The 16,708-nt window shown below is 55.8% G+C and carries 18 protein-coding genes and 1 other RNA gene; 8 read left to right on the plus strand and 11 right to left on the minus strand.

Translation table 11 applies throughout. From position 1 onward, the window contains the following. Positions 1-5: 5 nt before the first annotated feature. From EDD75_RS03370 to EDD75_RS03380, 3 genes are all read right to left on the minus strand, one after another. A complete protein-coding gene (locus EDD75_RS03370) occupies positions 6-1,160 on the minus strand; it encodes a cysteine desulfurase family protein (protein WP_123928007.1) in 1,155 nt (384 codons plus the stop codon). A gap of 38 nt (positions 1,161-1,198) precedes the next feature. Beyond that, positions 1,199-1,384: non-coding RNA, 6S RNA (ssrS, locus tag EDD75_RS03375), on the minus strand. Positions 1,385-1,534: 150 nt separating this feature from the next. Further along, positions 1,535-1,876 (minus strand): EamA family transporter, encoded by a 342-nt coding sequence (locus EDD75_RS03380; protein ID WP_123928010.1) that lies wholly within the window; start codon positions 1,874-1,876, stop codon positions 1,535-1,537. 211 nt (positions 1,877-2,087) lie between these two features. Between EDD75_RS03380 and tatA the strand changes: the two genes are divergently transcribed. Continuing rightward, entirely contained in the window at positions 2,088-2,294 is a 207-nt protein-coding gene (gene tatA / locus EDD75_RS03385; protein ID WP_123928013.1) for a twin-arginine translocase TatA/TatE family subunit, read from the plus strand. 6 nt (positions 2,295-2,300) lie between these two features. Here tatA and EDD75_RS03390 read toward each other — a convergent pair whose 3' ends face one another. From EDD75_RS03390 to EDD75_RS03415, 6 genes are all read right to left on the minus strand, one after another. Then, positions 2,301-2,741 carry a universal stress protein gene (locus EDD75_RS03390; protein WP_123928016.1) on the minus strand — a complete coding sequence of 147 codons (441 nt, stop codon included), beginning with the start codon at positions 2,739-2,741 and terminating at the stop codon, positions 2,301-2,303. A gap of 68 nt (positions 2,742-2,809) precedes the next feature. Then, entirely contained in the window at positions 2,810-4,225 is a 1,416-nt protein-coding gene (locus tag EDD75_RS03395; protein ID WP_211328057.1) for a sigma-54-dependent transcriptional regulator, read from the minus strand. Next, positions 4,197-6,038 carry a two-component system sensor histidine kinase AtoS gene (atoS, locus tag EDD75_RS03400; protein WP_170157685.1) on the minus strand — a complete coding sequence of 614 codons (1,842 nt, stop codon included), beginning with the start codon at positions 6,036-6,038 and terminating at the stop codon, positions 4,197-4,199. The genes EDD75_RS03395 and atoS overlap by 29 nt, the downstream gene beginning before the upstream one ends. 245 nt (positions 6,039-6,283) lie before the next feature. Continuing rightward, on the minus strand, positions 6,284-7,084 hold the full coding sequence (locus EDD75_RS03405) for a TIGR02186 family protein (RefSeq protein WP_123928024.1): 801 nt from the start codon (positions 7,082-7,084) through the stop codon (positions 6,284-6,286). 1 nt (position 7,085) lies between these two features. Continuing rightward, positions 7,086-8,006: a sulfite exporter TauE/SafE family protein gene (locus EDD75_RS03410; RefSeq protein WP_123928026.1), complete on the minus strand. Its 921-nt coding sequence runs from the start codon at positions 8,004-8,006 to the stop codon at positions 7,086-7,088. Between the two features lie 36 nt (positions 8,007-8,042). Beyond that, complete coding sequence (locus EDD75_RS03415) at positions 8,043-8,459, minus strand: hypothetical protein (protein ID WP_123928029.1); 417 nt, start codon at positions 8,457-8,459, stop codon at positions 8,043-8,045. Between the two features lie 426 nt (positions 8,460-8,885). Here EDD75_RS03415 and EDD75_RS03420 point away from each other — a divergent pair, with 426 nt between their 5' ends. The 7 genes from EDD75_RS03420 to EDD75_RS03450 all read left to right on the plus strand — a co-directional run bounded on the left by EDD75_RS03420 (position 8,886) and on the right by EDD75_RS03450 (position 14,236). Next, on the plus strand, positions 8,886-9,224 hold the full coding sequence (locus tag EDD75_RS03420) for a hypothetical protein (protein WP_123928032.1): 339 nt from the start codon (positions 8,886-8,888) through the stop codon (positions 9,222-9,224). 82 nt (positions 9,225-9,306) lie between these two features. After that, positions 9,307-9,513, plus strand: a complete 207-nt coding sequence (locus EDD75_RS03425) for a hypothetical protein (protein WP_123928035.1) — start codon at positions 9,307-9,309, stop codon at positions 9,511-9,513. A 186-nt stretch (positions 9,514-9,699) separates the two neighbouring features. Next, entirely contained in the window at positions 9,700-10,569 is an 870-nt protein-coding gene (locus tag EDD75_RS03430; protein ID WP_123928038.1) for a branched-chain amino acid ABC transporter permease, read from the plus strand. Positions 10,570-10,573: 4 nt separating this feature from the next. Then, positions 10,574-11,506, plus strand: a complete 933-nt coding sequence (locus EDD75_RS03435; RefSeq protein ID WP_123928041.1) for a branched-chain amino acid ABC transporter permease — start codon at positions 10,574-10,576, stop codon at positions 11,504-11,506. After that, positions 11,479-12,255 (plus strand): ABC transporter ATP-binding protein, encoded by a 777-nt coding sequence (locus EDD75_RS03440; protein ID WP_170157686.1) that lies wholly within the window; start codon positions 11,479-11,481, stop codon positions 12,253-12,255. Before EDD75_RS03435 ends, EDD75_RS03440 begins: the two co-directional genes overlap by 28 nt. Beyond that, positions 12,243-12,965 carry an ABC transporter ATP-binding protein gene (locus EDD75_RS03445; RefSeq protein ID WP_123928047.1) on the plus strand — a complete coding sequence of 241 codons (723 nt, stop codon included), beginning with the start codon at positions 12,243-12,245 and terminating at the stop codon, positions 12,963-12,965. Before EDD75_RS03440 ends, EDD75_RS03445 begins: the two co-directional genes overlap by 13 nt. Positions 12,966-13,027: 62 nt before the next feature. After that, positions 13,028-14,236 carry an ABC transporter substrate-binding protein gene (locus EDD75_RS03450; RefSeq protein ID WP_170157687.1) on the plus strand — a complete coding sequence of 403 codons (1,209 nt, stop codon included), beginning with the start codon at positions 13,028-13,030 and terminating at the stop codon, positions 14,234-14,236. Between the two features lie 82 nt (positions 14,237-14,318). Here EDD75_RS03450 and EDD75_RS03455 read toward each other — a convergent pair whose 3' ends face one another. Together EDD75_RS03455 and EDD75_RS03460 are read right to left on the minus strand one after the other, a co-directional pair. Then, the gene (locus EDD75_RS03455) at positions 14,319-14,663 is read right to left on the minus strand and encodes a 4Fe-4S dicluster domain-containing protein (RefSeq protein WP_123928053.1); all 345 of its coding nucleotides are present in this window, start codon (positions 14,661-14,663) and stop codon (positions 14,319-14,321) included. Positions 14,664-14,813: 150 nt separating this feature from the next. Then, positions 14,814-16,586 carry an adenylyl-sulfate reductase subunit alpha gene (locus EDD75_RS03460; RefSeq protein WP_123928056.1) on the minus strand — a complete coding sequence of 591 codons (1,773 nt, stop codon included), beginning with the start codon at positions 16,584-16,586 and terminating at the stop codon, positions 14,814-14,816. Positions 16,587-16,708: the final 122 nt, after the last annotated feature.

The raw sequence follows: 16,708 nt of genomic DNA on the forward strand, positions 1-16,708 counted from the left end.
AAGCTTTATCCCCCCTGCTTCTCCCCCCGCAGCCGCCTTACCGCCCCGTCCAGGACAGCGACAAACCGCTCCACCGCAGCAACTGTTGTGCTCCGGCCCAGCGTCACCCGGACCGGGCACCGCGTGTAATCTTCCGCCAGACCCAGCGCTAACAGGACATAGGAAGGCTTGGTCTCCCCGGTGGTGCAGGCCGCGCCACCCGACACGGCGATCCCCTCCCCGTCAAGCATCTTGAGAAGCGTAGGACCGTCCACTCCGGGAATGCTAAAGTGCAGTAGCCCCGGAAGGCAATCCTCCTGGTCGCCGTTGAACCGGACATCCGGGAGCCGTGCTACCAGTTCTTTTTTCAAATATTCCCGCAACGCCCGCAAACACCGCGTCTCCTCCGCAAGCTTCTCTTTAACCAGCGCCGCCGCCCGGCCCAGCCCCACGATGCCCGCTACGTTCTCCGTTCCGGGGCGCAAACCCCGCTCCTGCCCGCCCCCGTGAAAAAGCGGCTCTAAAGGGGTCCCCGCGCGCACGTAAAGTGCCCCTACCCCTTTAGGACCGTAAATCTTGTGCCCGGAAAGAGAAAGGAGATCGACGCCGAGATCCGCCACGCTCACGGGAATCTTCCCGAAGCTCTGAACCGCGTCCGTATGAACCAGCACCCCGTGCCGGTGGGCAACCTCACAGATGGCGCGGATGGGCTGAACCGTCCCCACCTCGTTGTTGGCGTGCATTACCGAAATCAGGATGGTCGTATTCCTGATCGCCGCCGCAACGTCTTCGAGCCGTACTTTTCCCCTTTCGTCCACCGGGAGCACCGTCACGTCAAAACCCTCGGTGTCGAGGGCCAAGCAAGTATCGAGTACCGCGTGGTGTTCAACAGCGGTCGTGATGATGTGGTTGCCGCGCCGGCGGCACGCATAAGCCGCCCCGCGCAAAGCCAATACATCCGCCTCCGTCCCGCCGCTCGTGAAAACGATTTCCGCCGGTTCCGCCCCCAGGCTCGCCGCCACCTGACGGCGGGCGCGCTCCACCGCTTCCCGCGCCTCCCGCCCGAAGGAGTGGGCGCTTGACGGGTTGCCGAAGGCGCTCGTAAGGTAAGGGAGCATTGCCGCCACCACTTCGGGGGCCACTGGAGTCGTGGCCGCATGATCAAGATAGAGGCGCTCCATGGGCCAGCACCCCCACTAGAAGTTTCCCCAGCTAAAAGAAAAACCCCGCGCGTGCCGTGAACCCCCAAAGTTTCCATGAACCCGTCTCGCAACAGGTGGGTGCCCTCCCAACCGCTTTTCGCTTCCTCCCGACGGAGGCCTGCGAGCCACGGCTGGAGCCCGGGCTCCCTATGTGTTGGTGTTGGCTCAGAACTTCAAGATGCTCACGGTCACCGCAGGGTGCCTTTCGCTGCCTATATCTTATCATATCCCGCCGCCCCGCCGCAATAACAAAAGAGCTAGCCACCCTCTATCACGAAAGAATTGCGTTAACCCCTCCTCGAACGGCAACCCGGAGAGGTTTCGGCCGCAAACCTTCTGAAATGCAGGGAAAATCAGGAGCGGGCTACCAAGCAGATACCGGCAAGAATAAGGACCGCCCCCACCCAGCGAACGGCAGAAACCGTTTCCTGGAAGAAGAGCATACCAGCAGCGACACCAAAGATATAGCCAATGCTCTGCACCGGGAGAGCCTGGGAAAGAGGCACCCGGGCCAGGACATAGAACCAGATGGCCGTCGCCAGACCAAAGCACCCAAAGCCGAGCCAGACAAGCGGGCTCAACAGGAGCCGCCACCACCCGCTCCCCCCGGCGACAATCCCCATCTTCCAAAAGATCTGCCCGGCTACTAAAAAAAGAGCATTTAACACGATCAAGCCGAAAACTTTTACGCTCATGGCTTCTCCTCAGCCAAAATAGCGGCAAGGATGCTCAAAGCCGTATCCCTGCGCGGCGAAAGCGAAACATCCCAGTAATACGGTAGTGCTTCTGCCCCAGCCTGTCAACCAGACGCAGCTTTAAATTTTTTTGTTAACTTTGCGTCTAACCCATCTCTCCGGCGCCGTTCTATGTTAGAATAACATCAAATAGCGTAGAGGAGGGATTACCTTGTTCCGTGGCTTACTCGAGCCGACACACCTGATTTTAATTCTGCTGGTAGTGCTGCTCATCTTTGGCCCCAGTAAACTCCCCGAGATAGGGCGCTCTTTCGGGAAAACGATCCGGGAGTTCCGCCGGGCATCGAGCGCTTCCTTTGAAGAGGTTACTGCAGAAAAGGAAGCCGCACCTTCGACCGCGGAAAAAACCAACGGCTAAGTCTCCCTATTTCACTACTACCAACGGAACGTCCAATAAGTGGGTCAGACGGTAAACGTCACTATGAAGGACATAATTCAGCCGGTCCGCGGTTCCTTTTCCCCCAAGGACTACTAGGCTATAATCACCTTCTTTGACGAGCCGGATGACCGCCTTTACTGGGTCACAATAGTCAACAACGGTTTGAACGCCAATCCCTGCCGCTCGAAATACGGCCAGTACTTTTTGAAACGCAGCTTTTGCTTGATTTTCAACCAACTGACTAAACTCTTCTTGATTAATCCAGCCGACACCGGGTCCTTCTGGAACAAAATCCCGGTGGTGGCCCGCAAAGAGCAGCGTCGCTTCAAGGTCCGGATTGGCCTTCAGCAGCTTCACCGTAAATTCCGCAGCTCGTTCGGAAAAGGTGGTGTTATCCACAAGAAGGAGAACTTTTTGGGGTGCCATTTTCTGATTCCTCCCGATGTTAAGTTTATTTGGAAATAATTTGGCTATATACGCTTATAAAATCTGTTTTACGCGTTTTCATCCAGAATACCTAACTCCTTCATCTTCGCGTAAAGGGTGGTCCGGTTCAGGCGCAGCGCCCGAGCTACCGCGGCCTTATTTCCCTTATACTCTTTCAGGGCTTGAATGATCGCCGCCCGCTCTAACTGGGCCACCATTTCCTTTAAAGGCAAAATGTCTTGACCCGGGAGGGGAACCACCGGCTCCTCTTCCTTTACGGTCCCAGGCCTCTTCTCCTGCTGCTTCTCCCTTACCGCCCGGAGAACATATTCCGGAATACTTTCTAAGGTAATCACTGGTCCCGGAGCCATTAGTACCGCCCGCTCACAAACATTCCTTAACTCCCGGACGTTGCCTGGCCAGTCATAGACATAAAAGACATCTAAAACCGATCTGGAGATCGTCGTTACCCGCTTATTAAAATTTTGGTTATAAATTCCTACGAAGTAATCGACCAACAGCGGGATATCCGATTTGCGCTCCCGTAAAGGCGGCAACCAAATCTCTACCACGTTTAACCGGAAGTAGAGGTCTTCCCGGAAAAGACCCGCCTTCACCCTTTCTTTCAGATTCCTGTTGGTAGCAGCAATGATCCGCACATCAACCTTCTTAGTTTCCGTACCGCCAATCCGTTCAAAAGCTTTTTCTTCCAAAACCCGCAGTAATTTTGCCTGGATGGCCGGACTTAAGTCACCGATCTCGTCTAAAAAGATCGTTCCCTGGTCTGCAACTTCAAACTTCCCGGGTTTCCGGGTATAGGCCCCTGTGAAAGCTCCTTTCTCGTACCCAAAGAGCTCGCTCTCCAGCAAATTTTCGGGGATGGCCGTACAGTCAATCTTCACAAAAGGTTTCGCCCGCCGGGGACTGTTATAATGGATGGCTTTGGCGACCAGTTCCTTACCGGTACCGCTCTCACCCAAAATTAAGACCGTGGCGTCGGAATCTACAATCCGGCCGATAGTTTTATAAACATTCTGCATAGCCGGACTACACCCCACAAGTACCCCCGGAGGGCCTTCAGGCTGCGTTCCTAAGCAAGAACCGACCTTAACCACCGGTTCGGCAACCTTCGTAGCCTTTTCCAGCGTGGCCAGCAACTCGTCAAGATTTAAGGGTTTCAACACGTACTCAAAAGCCCCGGTCCGCATTGCGTTAATCGTGGTCTGGGTATCACTGTACGCGGTCATCAGAATGACGGGCACCGCTGGGTAGCGTTCGCGAATAATCTCCAAGAGACTGATGCCGTCCATTTCCGGCATCCGGATATCCAGCAAAACGGCATCGGGTCTGAGCATACCCATCTTTTCCAAGGCTTCCTTCCCGCTCGCCGCAGTTACGACCTTATACCCTGATTCTTCGAGAACATCCCGCAAAGCCCCCCGCACGGCAGCTTCATCATCCACTACAAGGACTAGCTTCGCCACCTTGACTCTCTCCCCCAAACACTGGCAAGTAAACGCGCATCTTAGTTCCGCGTCCGACCGTGCTTTCGGCCTCAATCCGGCCTCCATGGGCTTCTACAACCTCCTTCGCTAAGGCCAAGCCCAACCCCGTACCACCCGGTTTTGTGGTAAAGAAGGGCTCAAAAATATCCCGAATATTCTCCGCCGGGATGCCGCAGCCGGTATCTTCCACCTCGATCACCACGTTTTCCCCCGTGGGCTCCCGGTACGTCCGCACCGTTACCAACCCGCCCTCCGGCATAGCCTGGCAGGCGTTATAGATAATATTCTGAAGCACCCGGCCCATCTGCTCCGGATCAACCAAGACCGGAGGCAGGTCCGGTGCCAGCTCAGTCCGTATGGAAACTCGAACCACATCTTCGAAAAACCGTAAATTTTCCCTCACTAGGTGGTTAACTCTGTAGATAACCGGGCGCGCCTCGGCCGGTTTAGCGAAGTAAAGTAACTTTTCGACAAGGGCGTCTAACCGGCTTACCTCCTCTTGCATTGTTGCCAAGGGCTGCCGCGGGAAAAGGTTGCTTTTCTGCCACAGTTGGAGGTAACAATTAATGGCGGTAAGTGGGTTCCGGATCTCGTGCGCCACCCCCATTACCAGACGTCCGAGCGCCGCCAGCCTCTCCTGGCGCCGCATTTCCCGTTGCAACTTAACCCGCTCGGTCACGTCCTGTAAACAGAGCACCGCCCCTATCGGTTGTCGCTCTCCCGAAAAAAGCACCGCCGTACTTGCCAAAAGCTGCCGCTCCTTCTGTCCCTGGCAGCGCCGGACAACGGGTATATCCCGAACCTCCCGCCCCGTTTGTAGCGCCTCTTGCAGCAGTCGTCCAAAAGGCTCATCCGGCGAAAGCATCTCCGGGTACGGTTTTCCGATACACTCGGCTTCTAAGCCCAGAATCCTCATTATGGCCGCGTTAGCAACAACTACGCGTCCTTCTAAATCAACCACTAACAACCCCTCGTCAATGGTGGCTAACGTCACATTAATATATTGCTGGGCCCGCACCACCATTCCCGCAAGCTCGTTAACCGCTTCGGTTATTTCCCGGAGTTCTCCTGCCGCCGGCGGCAGCGGTCGGTCAAGATTAGAGCGGAGGGAACGGAGTCCTAACTTTATCTGATTTACGTTCTCCACAAACCGGTGAACAACAAAGAGCGCTCCTCCTATGCCGACTAAGGTCCCTAAAGTAATAATCCCGTACGCGGTATAGGCTATTGCCTGCCGCTGCGCCGCAAACCGGCTTAAACTTTCGGTTGCCCAAACCACCCCGATGATTTTCCCTTGGCGAACCAAAGGCTTATAGATCTCCAAGACCCCACCCTCCGCAGGGCCAAAGGATTCCGACCGTAACTGCCCCCGCATTGCGCCTAAAAAGTTGCGGCGCCGGCGGCTGGAGAAGTTTTCTCCGGCATAGGGCGGGGGTGAGCCGTCAATAATCCGGTCCAGTTGTGCGGAATAAAACCCAGCCTCTACCCCCGGGTACGCCCTTTTAACTTCTTCGATCAGCCCCCGGAGCTCCTTATTGAGGATCGCCACCTTCTCCCGGACAGGCATCGCGTCTGTAGCCCCGTTTTCGGCAAGGATGGCATCAAACCCGGTGGGGAGGCTCGCATCGAGCTGCTCTACTACTCTCATTAAGCGAGCCTTTTGCTTTTCTACCAGGGCAGATTCGCTTTCGTTAATCATCCGGAGCATAAATACCGTTAAGGCAACCGGGATTAATAAAAGAACGGCTACTAATACCAGTATCTGCCGCCCAAAGTTTAAAGAGACCCGCAAAACGGCCGGCCTCCTTCTCCATAAAAAGAGAGGCAACTTAGTTAGGGAATTATATAGCAAATTTTTTTTAAAGACAAGGCTTAAATTTTGAGTTCAAGGTTAATTTTAAGCCTTTTACCTTTGGGGTTTCAAGAAGAAAAACCCGGTAAGGGAAGAGCCGGGACTGGAGGCGCGCATCTTTAACCGGCCCTTCCAATCCCGGTTCTTCCCCGCAGCAACGCCGCTCAAATCTCCCGCGGGTCAGCCTAATGGGTATGGGCACCCGAACCGCCTGCCTGCCCCTTACCTAGTAGCCGGTCTAAAAAACCAAAGGCCATACCCACCGCCAATCCTGCAAAGAGGGCAATCATCACCGCTATGCCGCCGTAAACCGGGCCGTTCGTTCCCGAAAGGAGGCGTAACCAGTGTACCAGTCCCAAGCTTTCGACTGTAAAGGTGGTTTCTTCCCGAGCTATGACCCGACCGTCTTTGAAAAAGAAGGCGGTGACATGGATGTCGCCTTGGGGCGTTCCTGGAGGCACGGCAACCTGAGCGGTAAAGCGACCGTTTTCAACCTTAACCTTACCCTCGTGAACCGCGTAAAGCCCTTTTCTTTCATATAGCTTTACCAGCGAGGCTAAAAAGGGTTGCGCTTCGTTAGGAGAAAGTACCCGTTCCTTTTCCCCTTTTCTTTCAATAACCTTAGCACCGGTGAGGGCATTCCGGTAACCAGTGATTTCCTGGCGGAGAGAGGCAGGTAAGGCTTCCAGGCTGGAGGAAGTGTAGAACTGGCAAAGCTTAGGCACACCTTCTACCACCGTTTTCTGGACACTCATCCAAAAACCATCTACTTTCCCCTGGCGGTTGAGGGAAACCCGTACGGGCGAAGACGTCACCTGTAAACAAACATCACCGCGTGCCATTCCCGTAACGGTTACTGAGGTTCCGGAAAAGTTAAGGTTAACCCCAATGACCTCCGGTTTAACTATAATCGCTGCTTCGGCAGCGGTTGCAAAAACACAAAATACCAGCGCTAGCAGCACTAATAAACAAAACCGTCCGCGCATCTCAGTGCCCCCCTCCGATGACGAAGAGCGAGGCTGGCTTGGTCACTAGCTGGTAGAGCATCTTGACCATCACCGCCAAAACAATGGCGGAAAAAGCCACCCGCAACTGTTCTCCCGCCAGGCGGCGGCTGATTTTGGCTCCGAACTGAGCACCTAAAGAGGAGCCAATGAGAAGAAGAACAGCTAATACCACGTCTACCGTCCCGTTAACCGTGGCTTGCGCAAGGGTTACGTTAATCGCCGTAAAAACCACCGTAAAAATGCTCGTTCCCACCGCCTTCAAAGTCGGGATGCCTAACAAGTAGATCATCACCGGGAGCATGATGAAGCCCCCTCCAACTCCCATTAGCGCTGCAAGAATACCAATCAAGAACCCGAGCGCCACCAGCGCCACCACCGAGCACTCGATACCGGAAACTGGAAAATAGATGCGTAACGGTAAGCGGGCAGCGAATCTGGGAGTGGAGCAAGCATCCTGTTTCTCTGCTATCTCCCCCGCCTTTTTGCAGCGAAGCGCCCGCACGCTTTCCTGAAACATAAAGATCCCCACAAAGAAAAGCATCACCACGTAAGCTAACTTTACCACAAAGTCGAAGTTCCCTAAGGAGCGCAGGTGCCGGACCATATCGGTACCGAAGGTACCACCGATTAAGCCACCGATAAGAATAATTGCACCAAGTTTAAAGTCCACGTTGCCGCTCCGGGAGTGAGCCAGCGTACCCGAAACAGAAGCCGCTACGATCTGGTTGGTATCGCTTGCTGTAGCTACGGCCGGTGGAACACCCGCCATAATTAGCAGCGGCGTAAGTAGAAACCCCCCACCGACCCCAAAGAGGCCCGATAGGAAGCCTACCACACCGCCCAACCCGAGAACCAGCAGAATCGGCATATTCATATTAGCGATAGGGAGAAAGATGTGCATCAGCTACCTCCTTTGTCGCCGCTGTTTTTGTTGGTGCTAACCTCTTGCTACCCGCTGGTAGCTCACGGAAACCGGTACCTCTGGCGCAACTTCCCGGACCAAACGTGCAGTATAAGTGCGCATCAAGAGATTATACAACCAGGAGCTGAAGCCCATAAGTAGTAAGAGCAGCGTCATGATCCCGTACGGAAAGAGTCGCACCGTAGCAGAGTCCCGGGTGAAGACATGTCCGGCACTATCCCGCCAGGCATAAACTTCAAGCGTTTCGGGGTCCTGCTGAACGATCACATGACGTTCCGGGTTGTAGTAATCCTTAAACACGTCATGCTGTAAAACATAAAGCCCTGCCCAAAAAGCAAGCAGCGTTACCACCGCTACAACCGTAGTCGCCAAGATATTGAACTGCCGAAGTTTAGCCTCTTTTTCGCGATCCAGTTGGTTTCCCGTACGCACCTGATTTTCCCTCCTTCAAGTTACTCGCTACGTTTTTTAACACTAAAGACAAGGTGTCGCTTTCTTAAGCAGTCTTAACCTGTTGTTTGCGCAGCTACCTTCACCCCTTTCCAAGAGATCCAGTGAAATCAGCAACCCACTTCTGGGAATGTAGCAAGAACCTTGCCAGCGAATAAACGCCTGTATTTCTAAGCAGAAAGACGCCGCTTTAATCAGGTGGGTGTTCAAAAAGACAACAGCTGTTGCAAAACGCAACGGCGGAGGGTGATAAACCGAAACCAATAGAGCCGGGTTTGCCCCCAAAACCTCTGTCCCCCGGCCCTAAAGGCGCTTTTAAAAGAACTGGCATACTTCTTGCTAACACTTCAAATGGGTGTAGAGAGAAAATTTCTGTGTGGCTATCTGAAGGAGGGCATAGCAAACAAAATGGCGCCCACCGTAGCTGCCTCTCATTCTTCGCCGAAGGGTAACGGCTATTCGCCCCGGTTGGGCCGGGTGCTGCTACCCGTCTTGATGCTTTCTGCCGCGGGGCTATTTATGATGGGCATCCTGATGAATGTCGCCCGAATCACGCGAGGAAATCTTGGCCCGATAGGAACGGATTTTTGCGTATTATTTGCCGGGGGAGCACTCTACGCCGCAGGCTTCCTCTATATCTGGCACTATGTCGCACTCGCTCTGACCCGGCAATGGTTGACCCGCTTAGTAACTCGTTTGGAAGCCGAAGCAGCGAAAACGGAGCCAAACTCGCCCCTGTCGTGGTAAGCTCACCGGCTTCTTGGAAGAAGCCGGTGGGTCCCCTTTTTTTTATCTTGGCTAAAACCTTTGGAAAGGAGAAGCGGTTAAAATGCTCTTCCAAAGCTTGCTTATGGAGATTTTGAGCCCTGCGGAGGAAGCTGAAAAGACAGAAAAGCTTTCCGGCAGGCAGTCGCTAATGCAGCGGCTTGCGGCAAAATTTGACCTTTCGGTAACTGACCTTTGGATTCTGATCTTCACCGTGCTGGCTTTGGCCATGATTTACGGCATCGGGGAAATAGCCCTCGCGCTATCCTAAGTAATCCCCCACAGGGAACAGGCAAACGCTACGCCCCACCTCCTGGTAATAATTGGCGTTTCCTTGCCCTGCCACTTTGAAGTATAATTATCTGCGAACAATCCCTTTCCCCTACGGTAGCGATTAAAAGAAGCCTGCTTGCAGGCGAAAAAGCATTTTAAATTACGTAAAGTTTGGCGGTAAACAATGAGTGACGCTGCACAGGTTCTGGTTAATTCTTTGATCACCGGGAGCATCTACCTCCTCGCCGGCACGGGCTTGACACTAACTTACGGGCTTTCGCGCTTTCCGAATTTTGCGTTTGCCGAGTTTCTTACCTTTGGCGCCTATATCGGGTACCTCACTATGCAATACCCTACCGGCTGCCTCGCAATCGCCTTGGTCACCGCAGCACTGGCTACAGGGCTCTTGAGCCTCGCCGCCTATTTCACCGTCTTTCGCCCGCTAATCAACCGGCGTGCCGCCCTGATCCCCTTAATGATCGCTTCTATCGGCCTGGGTTACGTCATCCGTTATTCTCTGGGCGAGTGCTGGTCCTGGGCTGCGCTTTCGTACCAGCAGGTCTGGCAAACCTTCACCATCGGCGACACCCACATTACGCTGCTCTGGCTTTACTTGATTCTCGCCGCTACCGCTACCAGCATCGTTCTGCACCTTCTCTTCGTATTCACCAGGATCGGCAAAGCCATCCGGGCCACGGCAGCTAATCCGGAACTCGCCCAAGCCTCCGGGATCAACACCGAGCGGGTAACGCTCTTTGTCTGGTTTGTCGGTGGCGCCCTTGCAGGAGTAGCCGGTGTTTTTCGCGCCGCGGATACCCAGCTTTACCCCATGCTCGGGTGGGACATCTTGCTCCCAGTTTTCGCCAGTGTGGTTCTCGGCGGCATCGGGAGTTTTTACGGTCTTCTCATAGCCGCAGCAATTCTCGGTATTGCCGAAAACTTCGGGATTGTTGTCTTACAGGCCTTAGGGCTATCAACCGAGTACCGGATGGCCGTCGCCTTCCTCGTGCTCATCCTGGTGCTAATTTTCCGCCCCCGCGGGCTCGGGAGGTGAACAGATGGATCCTGTTTACTACATCGAAGATACCCTCATTTTCGCCGGGATTTTCATTATCCTAACGCTGAGCTTAAACTTAGAGTACGGCTTCACCGGACTGGGCAATTTCGGTAAGGTAGCCTTCTTCATGGCCGGTGCTTATACTTACGCCCTCCTGGCCCAGCTCGGCGTGCCCTTTTATTTATCACTCTCGGCAGGCGCTTTAGTCGCCGCCGCCATCGGCTTGATCGTCACCCTTCCCGCCCTGCGCCTGCGCGAAGACTACTTGGCCATCGTTACCCTTTCGTTCGGCGAAATCCTCCGGCTTATCATTAAAGCGCAGGAAGGAATTGCAGGTGGCGTGCACGGTATCGCCGTGCCTGCCGCTTTCCCCTTTGCCTCTTTACGGCTTTCCGCCTTGGCCAACATCGCCTTAATCGGTACCCTCCTCTTGGGCTCCTTCCTTATCGTGGAGGCCCTCGCCCATTCGCCTTACGGTCGCATCCTCAGAGCCATCCGGGACGACGACACCGCCGTTCAAGCGCTAGGTAAAAATACATTTCTCTTCAAAGCGAGCGCCCTCGCGTTAGGTTCCGCCATCGCCGGGTTAGCCGGAGGCATCTTTGCCCAATACGTTCAATTCATTGACCCTTACATGTTCCTGCCACCGGTGACCTTCCTGGTCTGGATCATGCTGATCCTCGGCGGGTCTGGGAACAACTGGGGTGCCCTTGCAGGGGGCCTCGTCGTGGAACTGATTAATAGGGGTACCCGCATCGCCAAGGATTACCTTACTTTACCGGTAGACCCAAATAACCTGCAATTCATCCTCTACGGCCTACTGGTTATCATCATCCTTCTTTACCGGCCCCAGGGATTGCTCCCCGAGGGCCCGCTCAAAACACCCGCCAGAAAGGAGGCCCAGAAGTGGCTCTCCTCGCCACCGACCGCGTAGGGAAAAACTTTGGTGGCTTCCGCGTCCTCAACGAGGTCAGCCTAACCGTGAACGAAAAGAGCTTTACGGGTCTGGTGGGCCCCAACGGAAGCGGCAAAACCACGCTTTTCAACGTCATTTACGGGCTTCTCCGCCCTGACAGCGGCGCGGTTTTCTTTCGCGGCGAAAATATCACCGGTCTGCCGCCTTTTGCCCTTTACGAGCGCGGGCTTGCCCTCGCCTTTCAAATCCCGCGTCTCTTCGGCTCCCTTTCGGTCCTTGACAACCTCTTCCTGGCAGCGCCCCACGTGGCCGGGACACATCCGGCAGCCGCGCTTTTTTGCCGCCGTTACTGGCAAACAAAAGAGAGGGAACTCGCAGCGCGAGCCAAGGAAGTGCTCGAGCTTCTTGAACTCACCCCCCTATCACTCAAACCCGCCCGCGAGCTTTCGGGAGGGCAGCGGAAACTCCTGGAAATTGGCCGCACCCTGATGGCCAGCCCAACACTTATTCTGCTTGATGAGCCGGCGGCAGGCGTCAACCCAGTGCTGGGACGTAAGATATACGAAACACTGAAGCGCCTTCAGCGCGAAGCAGGGATTACCTTTTTCGTTATCGAACACCGTCTGGAGATTCTCTTTGACTTTGCCGACCAGGTTTATCTCATGGATGCCGGACACGTCGTGCTCGCGGGAACGCCGCAAGCAGTGCTTGCCGACCCGGCTTTTTATACTATTTACGCGGGGGAGAGTAGCCAGTGGCGCTCTTAGAGGTTACCGATTTAACTGCGGGGTACAGCGATACAACCATCATCGAAGGAATAAACATCAGGGTGGAAGCAGGAGCAATCACCGCTATCGTGGGGCCCAACGGCTGCGGCAAATCAACCCTGCTCAAGAGTATCCTCCGGTTGGCGCGTCGCTTCAACGGCCGGGTTATTTTCCAGGAGCAGGAAATAAGCGATCTACCCACCTACGAGATTATCCGGCGCGGTATCGCGTACGTTCCTCAGGTCAATAACGTTTTCAGCAACCTCACCGTCCAGGAAAACCTGGAAATGGGTGCCTATTTCCGCAAGGATAAAGAAGGAATCGCCAGCGATTACGAGGAAATATATACCCGGTTCCCAGAGCTTGCAAGGCGCCGCCGCGCCCGCGCCGAAACGTTAAGCGGCGGAGAGAGGCAGCTCCTTGCCATTGGCCGCGCCCTGATGGGGAGACCGGCCGCGCTCTTGCTGGATGAACCACTCGCCTTTCTCGCACCCAAAACCGCGGCCTTCATTCTGGAACGGCTCCAGGCCATTAAAACCAAGGGCATTGGCATCCTGCTGGTAGAACAGAATACCTTCCTGGCCTTAGGAGCCGCCGCATACGGTTACGTACTTAACCAGGGCCGGTGCGTAATGGAGGGAACTGGGGCGGCGCTTTTAGCCGACCCGGCACTCCGCGAACGTTTTCTCGGCGTGGCGAAGGGGGTGTAAACGGAGCAGGAGCAAAAATTTCCGCCGGTTTCGCAAAAAATACAGAGAGGAGGCAAAATCTGGTGTTTGGCTTGCAGTGGACTCGCCTTCAAAAAACGGTAGCGCTGGTAGCGGTGCTGGCACTCCTTTTTACCGTAGTCGGCTGCGGGAAGAAAACCGCGCCCACAACGTCGCCGGAGCAGGCTGCAGCGGGGGAGATTAAACTTGGCTGCGTTCTTTCGACAAGCGGTCAGTTGGCGGCCATGGGGAGCAAAATGGCAGACGCCGTCAAACTCGCCGTGGACGAAATAAACGCGGCCGGTGGGGTGAACGGGAAAAAGATTAAGCTCTACTTAGAAGATGACGCTACCGACCCGGCAACCTGTCTTAACGCCGTCAAAAAACTGGTGGAGCTTAATAACGTGAAGCTGATCATCGGTGGAATGACTTCCGGCGGGGCAAAGACTGCCGGTCCGTACGCTTCGCACCGCAAGGTGCTCCTCGTTTCACCTTCGGCTACCTCCCCCGAGCTTTCGGGGCAGTCCTGGCGTGACTACTTCTTCCGGACCTGTCCGAGCGACGCTTTCCAAGGCAAGGTGATGGCACAGTTAGCGGTAGATGAGGGGCTCAAAAAGGTCGCCATCCTGGCGATGGATAACCCGTACGGAGCAGGCCTTAGCAGCGTCATTCAATCCGCACTCGCCGGTAAGGCGGAAGTCGTCGGTGTGGTAAAGTACGACCCGAATAAGAAAGACTTCCGCACGGAACTCACCCAGATTAAAAACCTGAAACCGGACGGCGTCTTCCATATCGGCTATAACGACGATGGCCGGGTAATTTACCAGCAGGCGTTAAGCCTTGGTCTCGATAAACTGCGGTGGATCGGCTGCGACGGGGTTTACGGCAGCGGCATGTTCACCACGCAGGCCGCCGCCGAATTCATGGCCCGCGCCATGAAGGGCACCCGTCCGGCACCGCCTACAGGCGCCAGCTACGACAAGTTCCGCACCGCTTACAAGGCCAAGTTCAACACTGAGCCGGAAGTCTTCTGTGATACCGTGTACGACGCGGTGAAGCTGATTGCGGCGGCGTGCGCCAAAGCCCAAAACGACGACCCGGTGAAGGTGCGCGAAGCGCTCCTCGCCGTTGGCCAGAACTACCAGGGTGCCAGCGGGACGATCACCTTTGACCAGCAGGGCGATAGAATCAGCGCCGTTTACGAAGTATGGCAGGTGGTTAAGCAAGGTGATAAGTATACCTTTAAACAGGTAAAATTGGTCGATCTGAAATAATAACTTTAAGCTCCGGGCGAAAAAGAAAAATAGGCCCGCCCTTGTAAGCGGGCCGTTTTCTTTTCCCCTTCGCTTTCGGCTGTTAGGCGCCGTTATCCTCCTCACCGTCCGATAGGACGAGGTTGCGCATCCGGTAAACCTTCCCCTTGCAATCCGTCAGCGTCCAGGTGATGCTGTGCCGGCCGAGCTTCGGAACGAGCCGCGCCGGAATGGGGGCGAGCTGGTACTGCACCTGGGTCACGATCGCCTGGGTCGGGCAGTAAATGGTGCAGGTCATGCAGTCCCAGCATTCCCCGGGATCCCGGCAGTAGGCCTTGCCCGTCGCCGCGTCGACGACGAAGAGGTTACCCGGACAGACCGAAACACAGAGCGGATCGGGCTCGTTTTTACAGCCGTCGCATTTATCCGGCAGGACATAAGGCGGCATTCCCGCGACATGACCCCCTTTCGCCAACTATTATCTTAAGCCTTGAAGGCCATTACCCCGTTCGGCGTCGCGGGCTTCACAGCCCCTTTCCTTGATAATCCCTACCTCAATAAACGTCGCCTCTTGGGCGGCCAACGTTTTCGAACCGTACTAAATCGTCTCCTTAGTCCGGTCACCCGGAACGAGTTGCTCGTAAGGGTATCTCTTAAAGGTGAGCTCGTCCGTATCCGGGTTCCAGACGGAACAGATGAAACAATCGTACTCGGCATCGTTCCGTTCCGGATAATCCGTCCGGTTAACGTAGCCAAGGTAGCGTGTCTCTTTCCGGTAACTGATGTGCTCAATTACCAACTGGCAGCAGTCGAGCCGGTTGATCACGTCCCAGGCCTGCTGCAGCTCGTAGAGATCGGGAACCGTCAGGTACTTCAGCTGGTCCCGCCGCAGCCGGTGGATCCGCTTCCGCGCGATATTCAGGTACGGCTCGCTGACCGCGAAATGGCGCACCCGCCCGCCGCAGTAGTCCTCCATCACGTTCTGCATGTGCTCTTCCATCTCCTTGGGGAGGATGCCCAGGACCGGCTTACCGTTAGTAAAGAACTGTTGCTTGCTCCACCGCGCAAGCGGCGCGAAGGTCTTCTCCTCAAGCGCGTCTATCTCTTCCGGATCGAGTTCCGCGAGCGGAATCCCGTTCTCCTCGATCCACTTGACCATATTACGCCCCGCAATCCGGCCGCAGGTCCAAGAGCCGGAGATGAAGCGCGACGGGGCCTGCCCGAGCGCCTCGCCGCTGGCAAAGAGACCGGGCACAGTCGTCATCCGGGTAGTCCCGATGGTCCAGGCCCCGCAGCACGCGGCGTGCGCCCCGACAAGGAAGGGGGAATCGCCTTCGATCTCGATTGGTTCCCGCGCGGGATCGATATCGTGGGCCGCCCAGTAAAGGACGGTGCTCGGCGACATGTCCAGGTACTGCTCCCGCAGCCCGGCCACCTTTTCGGGATCACCCTTGGTCGTATCCATAAAAATCGGGCCCCGCCCGGCAGCGATTTCCCGGTAGCAGGCCCAGACCCGGATGGGTGTCGGCGCCGTATGCCCGCCCATCCGCACGTACTCTTCCTTCTCGAGCATAAAAACCTCGCCGAGGGCGTTAACCATCTTAGCGTTCGCCCCAATGGCTAACGTCCCTGCCGGCGCGTAGGTATCTTTCAAGCGCACCGGGATCATCCGGGTATCGAAACCGGTCATCTCCGCCCCGATCCGCTTCATCATCGCGTAACTGGCACCGGTGTTAAACGGAACGTACCAGATGCGGTGGTGAGCATCACCGCTGTACCGGGGACGCCAGATGCCCGCTGCCCCGCCAGCAGCCATAAGGACCGCTTTGGCCCGGATTACGTAAAAACGGCCGTCCCGCACGCCAAAACCCACCGCACCAACACAGCGCCCCTCTTTTTTCAGGAGTTCAACGGTATAAACCCAGTTAATCACCTGCGCGCCGGCCTTCTCCGCCATTTTCGCGGTGATCGGCTTTAAAAACCGCCCGTTGACCTCGATGTTCCACTTGCCCCGCGCCAGGTAACGGCCGTCCGCATCCTTCTTGATCGGGAGGCCTTCCTTCTCCATCATCGCCACCGTCTCGTTGAGCTCCCGCCCCACACTCAGCAGGATGTCCTCGCGCACCGGCGCGCCGCACAGGTCGTAACGGACGTAGGCCACCCAGTCCTCCGGCGTTCCCTGGTTAATGTAGGCGTTAAGCGCGTTCTGCCCGGCAGCGAGCGAACCGCTGTGCCGGATGTTAGCCTTCTCTAAAATGGTGATCCGCAGGTCCGGCCCGCCTACCTGCCGCGCCTCCCAAGCCGCCAGGCAACCTGCCGTCCCGCCGCCGATGATCAGGATATCCGTATCAATCTGGACCCGTTCCCGCATCTACCGGGCCACCCCCGTTTTTTGCAAGGTTATCCCGAAAAAAAGACTACCAGAAAAGGCGTCAAGCAGCAATAAAGCCCTCCTTAAGGGGCAAAATCCTCCGCTTAACGGTCCGTTTCCCC

It is taken from the genome of Thermodesulfitimonas autotrophica (assembly GCF_003815015.1).
Lineage (GTDB): Bacteria > Bacillota > Desulfotomaculia > Desulfotomaculales > Ammonificaceae > Thermodesulfitimonas > Thermodesulfitimonas autotrophica.

What these genes read in the sequence shown, in the direction of transcription:
- EDD75_RS03370 (WP_123928007.1), bottom strand. Translation starts at nt 1,160, where the DNA reads ATGGAGCGCCTCTATCTTGATCATGCGGCCACGACTCCAGTGGCCCCC.
- EDD75_RS03380 (WP_123928010.1), bottom strand. Translation starts at nt 1,876, where the DNA reads ATGAGCGTAAAAGTTTTCGGCTTGATCGTGTTAAATGCTCTTTTTTTA.
- EDD75_RS03390 (WP_123928016.1), bottom strand. Translation starts at nt 2,741, where the DNA reads ATGGCACCCCAAAAAGTTCTCCTTCTTGTGGATAACACCACCTTTTCC.
- EDD75_RS03405 (WP_123928024.1), bottom strand. Translation starts at nt 7,084, where the DNA reads ATGCGCGGACGGTTTTGTTTATTAGTGCTGCTAGCGCTGGTATTTTGT.
- EDD75_RS03410 (WP_123928026.1), bottom strand. Translation starts at nt 8,006, where the DNA reads ATGCACATCTTTCTCCCTATCGCTAATATGAATATGCCGATTCTGCTG.
- EDD75_RS03420 (WP_123928032.1), top strand. Translation starts at nt 8,886, where the DNA reads ATGGCGCCCACCGTAGCTGCCTCTCATTCTTCGCCGAAGGGTAACGGC.
- EDD75_RS03425 (WP_123928035.1), top strand. Translation starts at nt 9,307, where the DNA reads ATGCTCTTCCAAAGCTTGCTTATGGAGATTTTGAGCCCTGCGGAGGAA.
- EDD75_RS03430 (WP_123928038.1), top strand. Translation starts at nt 9,700, where the DNA reads ATGAGTGACGCTGCACAGGTTCTGGTTAATTCTTTGATCACCGGGAGC.
- EDD75_RS03435 (WP_123928041.1), top strand. Translation starts at nt 10,574, where the DNA reads ATGGATCCTGTTTACTACATCGAAGATACCCTCATTTTCGCCGGGATT.
- EDD75_RS03455 (WP_123928053.1), bottom strand. Translation starts at nt 14,663, where the DNA reads ATGCCGCCTTATGTCCTGCCGGATAAATGCGACGGCTGTAAAAACGAG.
- EDD75_RS03460 (WP_123928056.1), bottom strand. Translation starts at nt 16,586, where the DNA reads ATGCGGGAACGGGTCCAGATTGATACGGATATCCTGATCATCGGCGGC.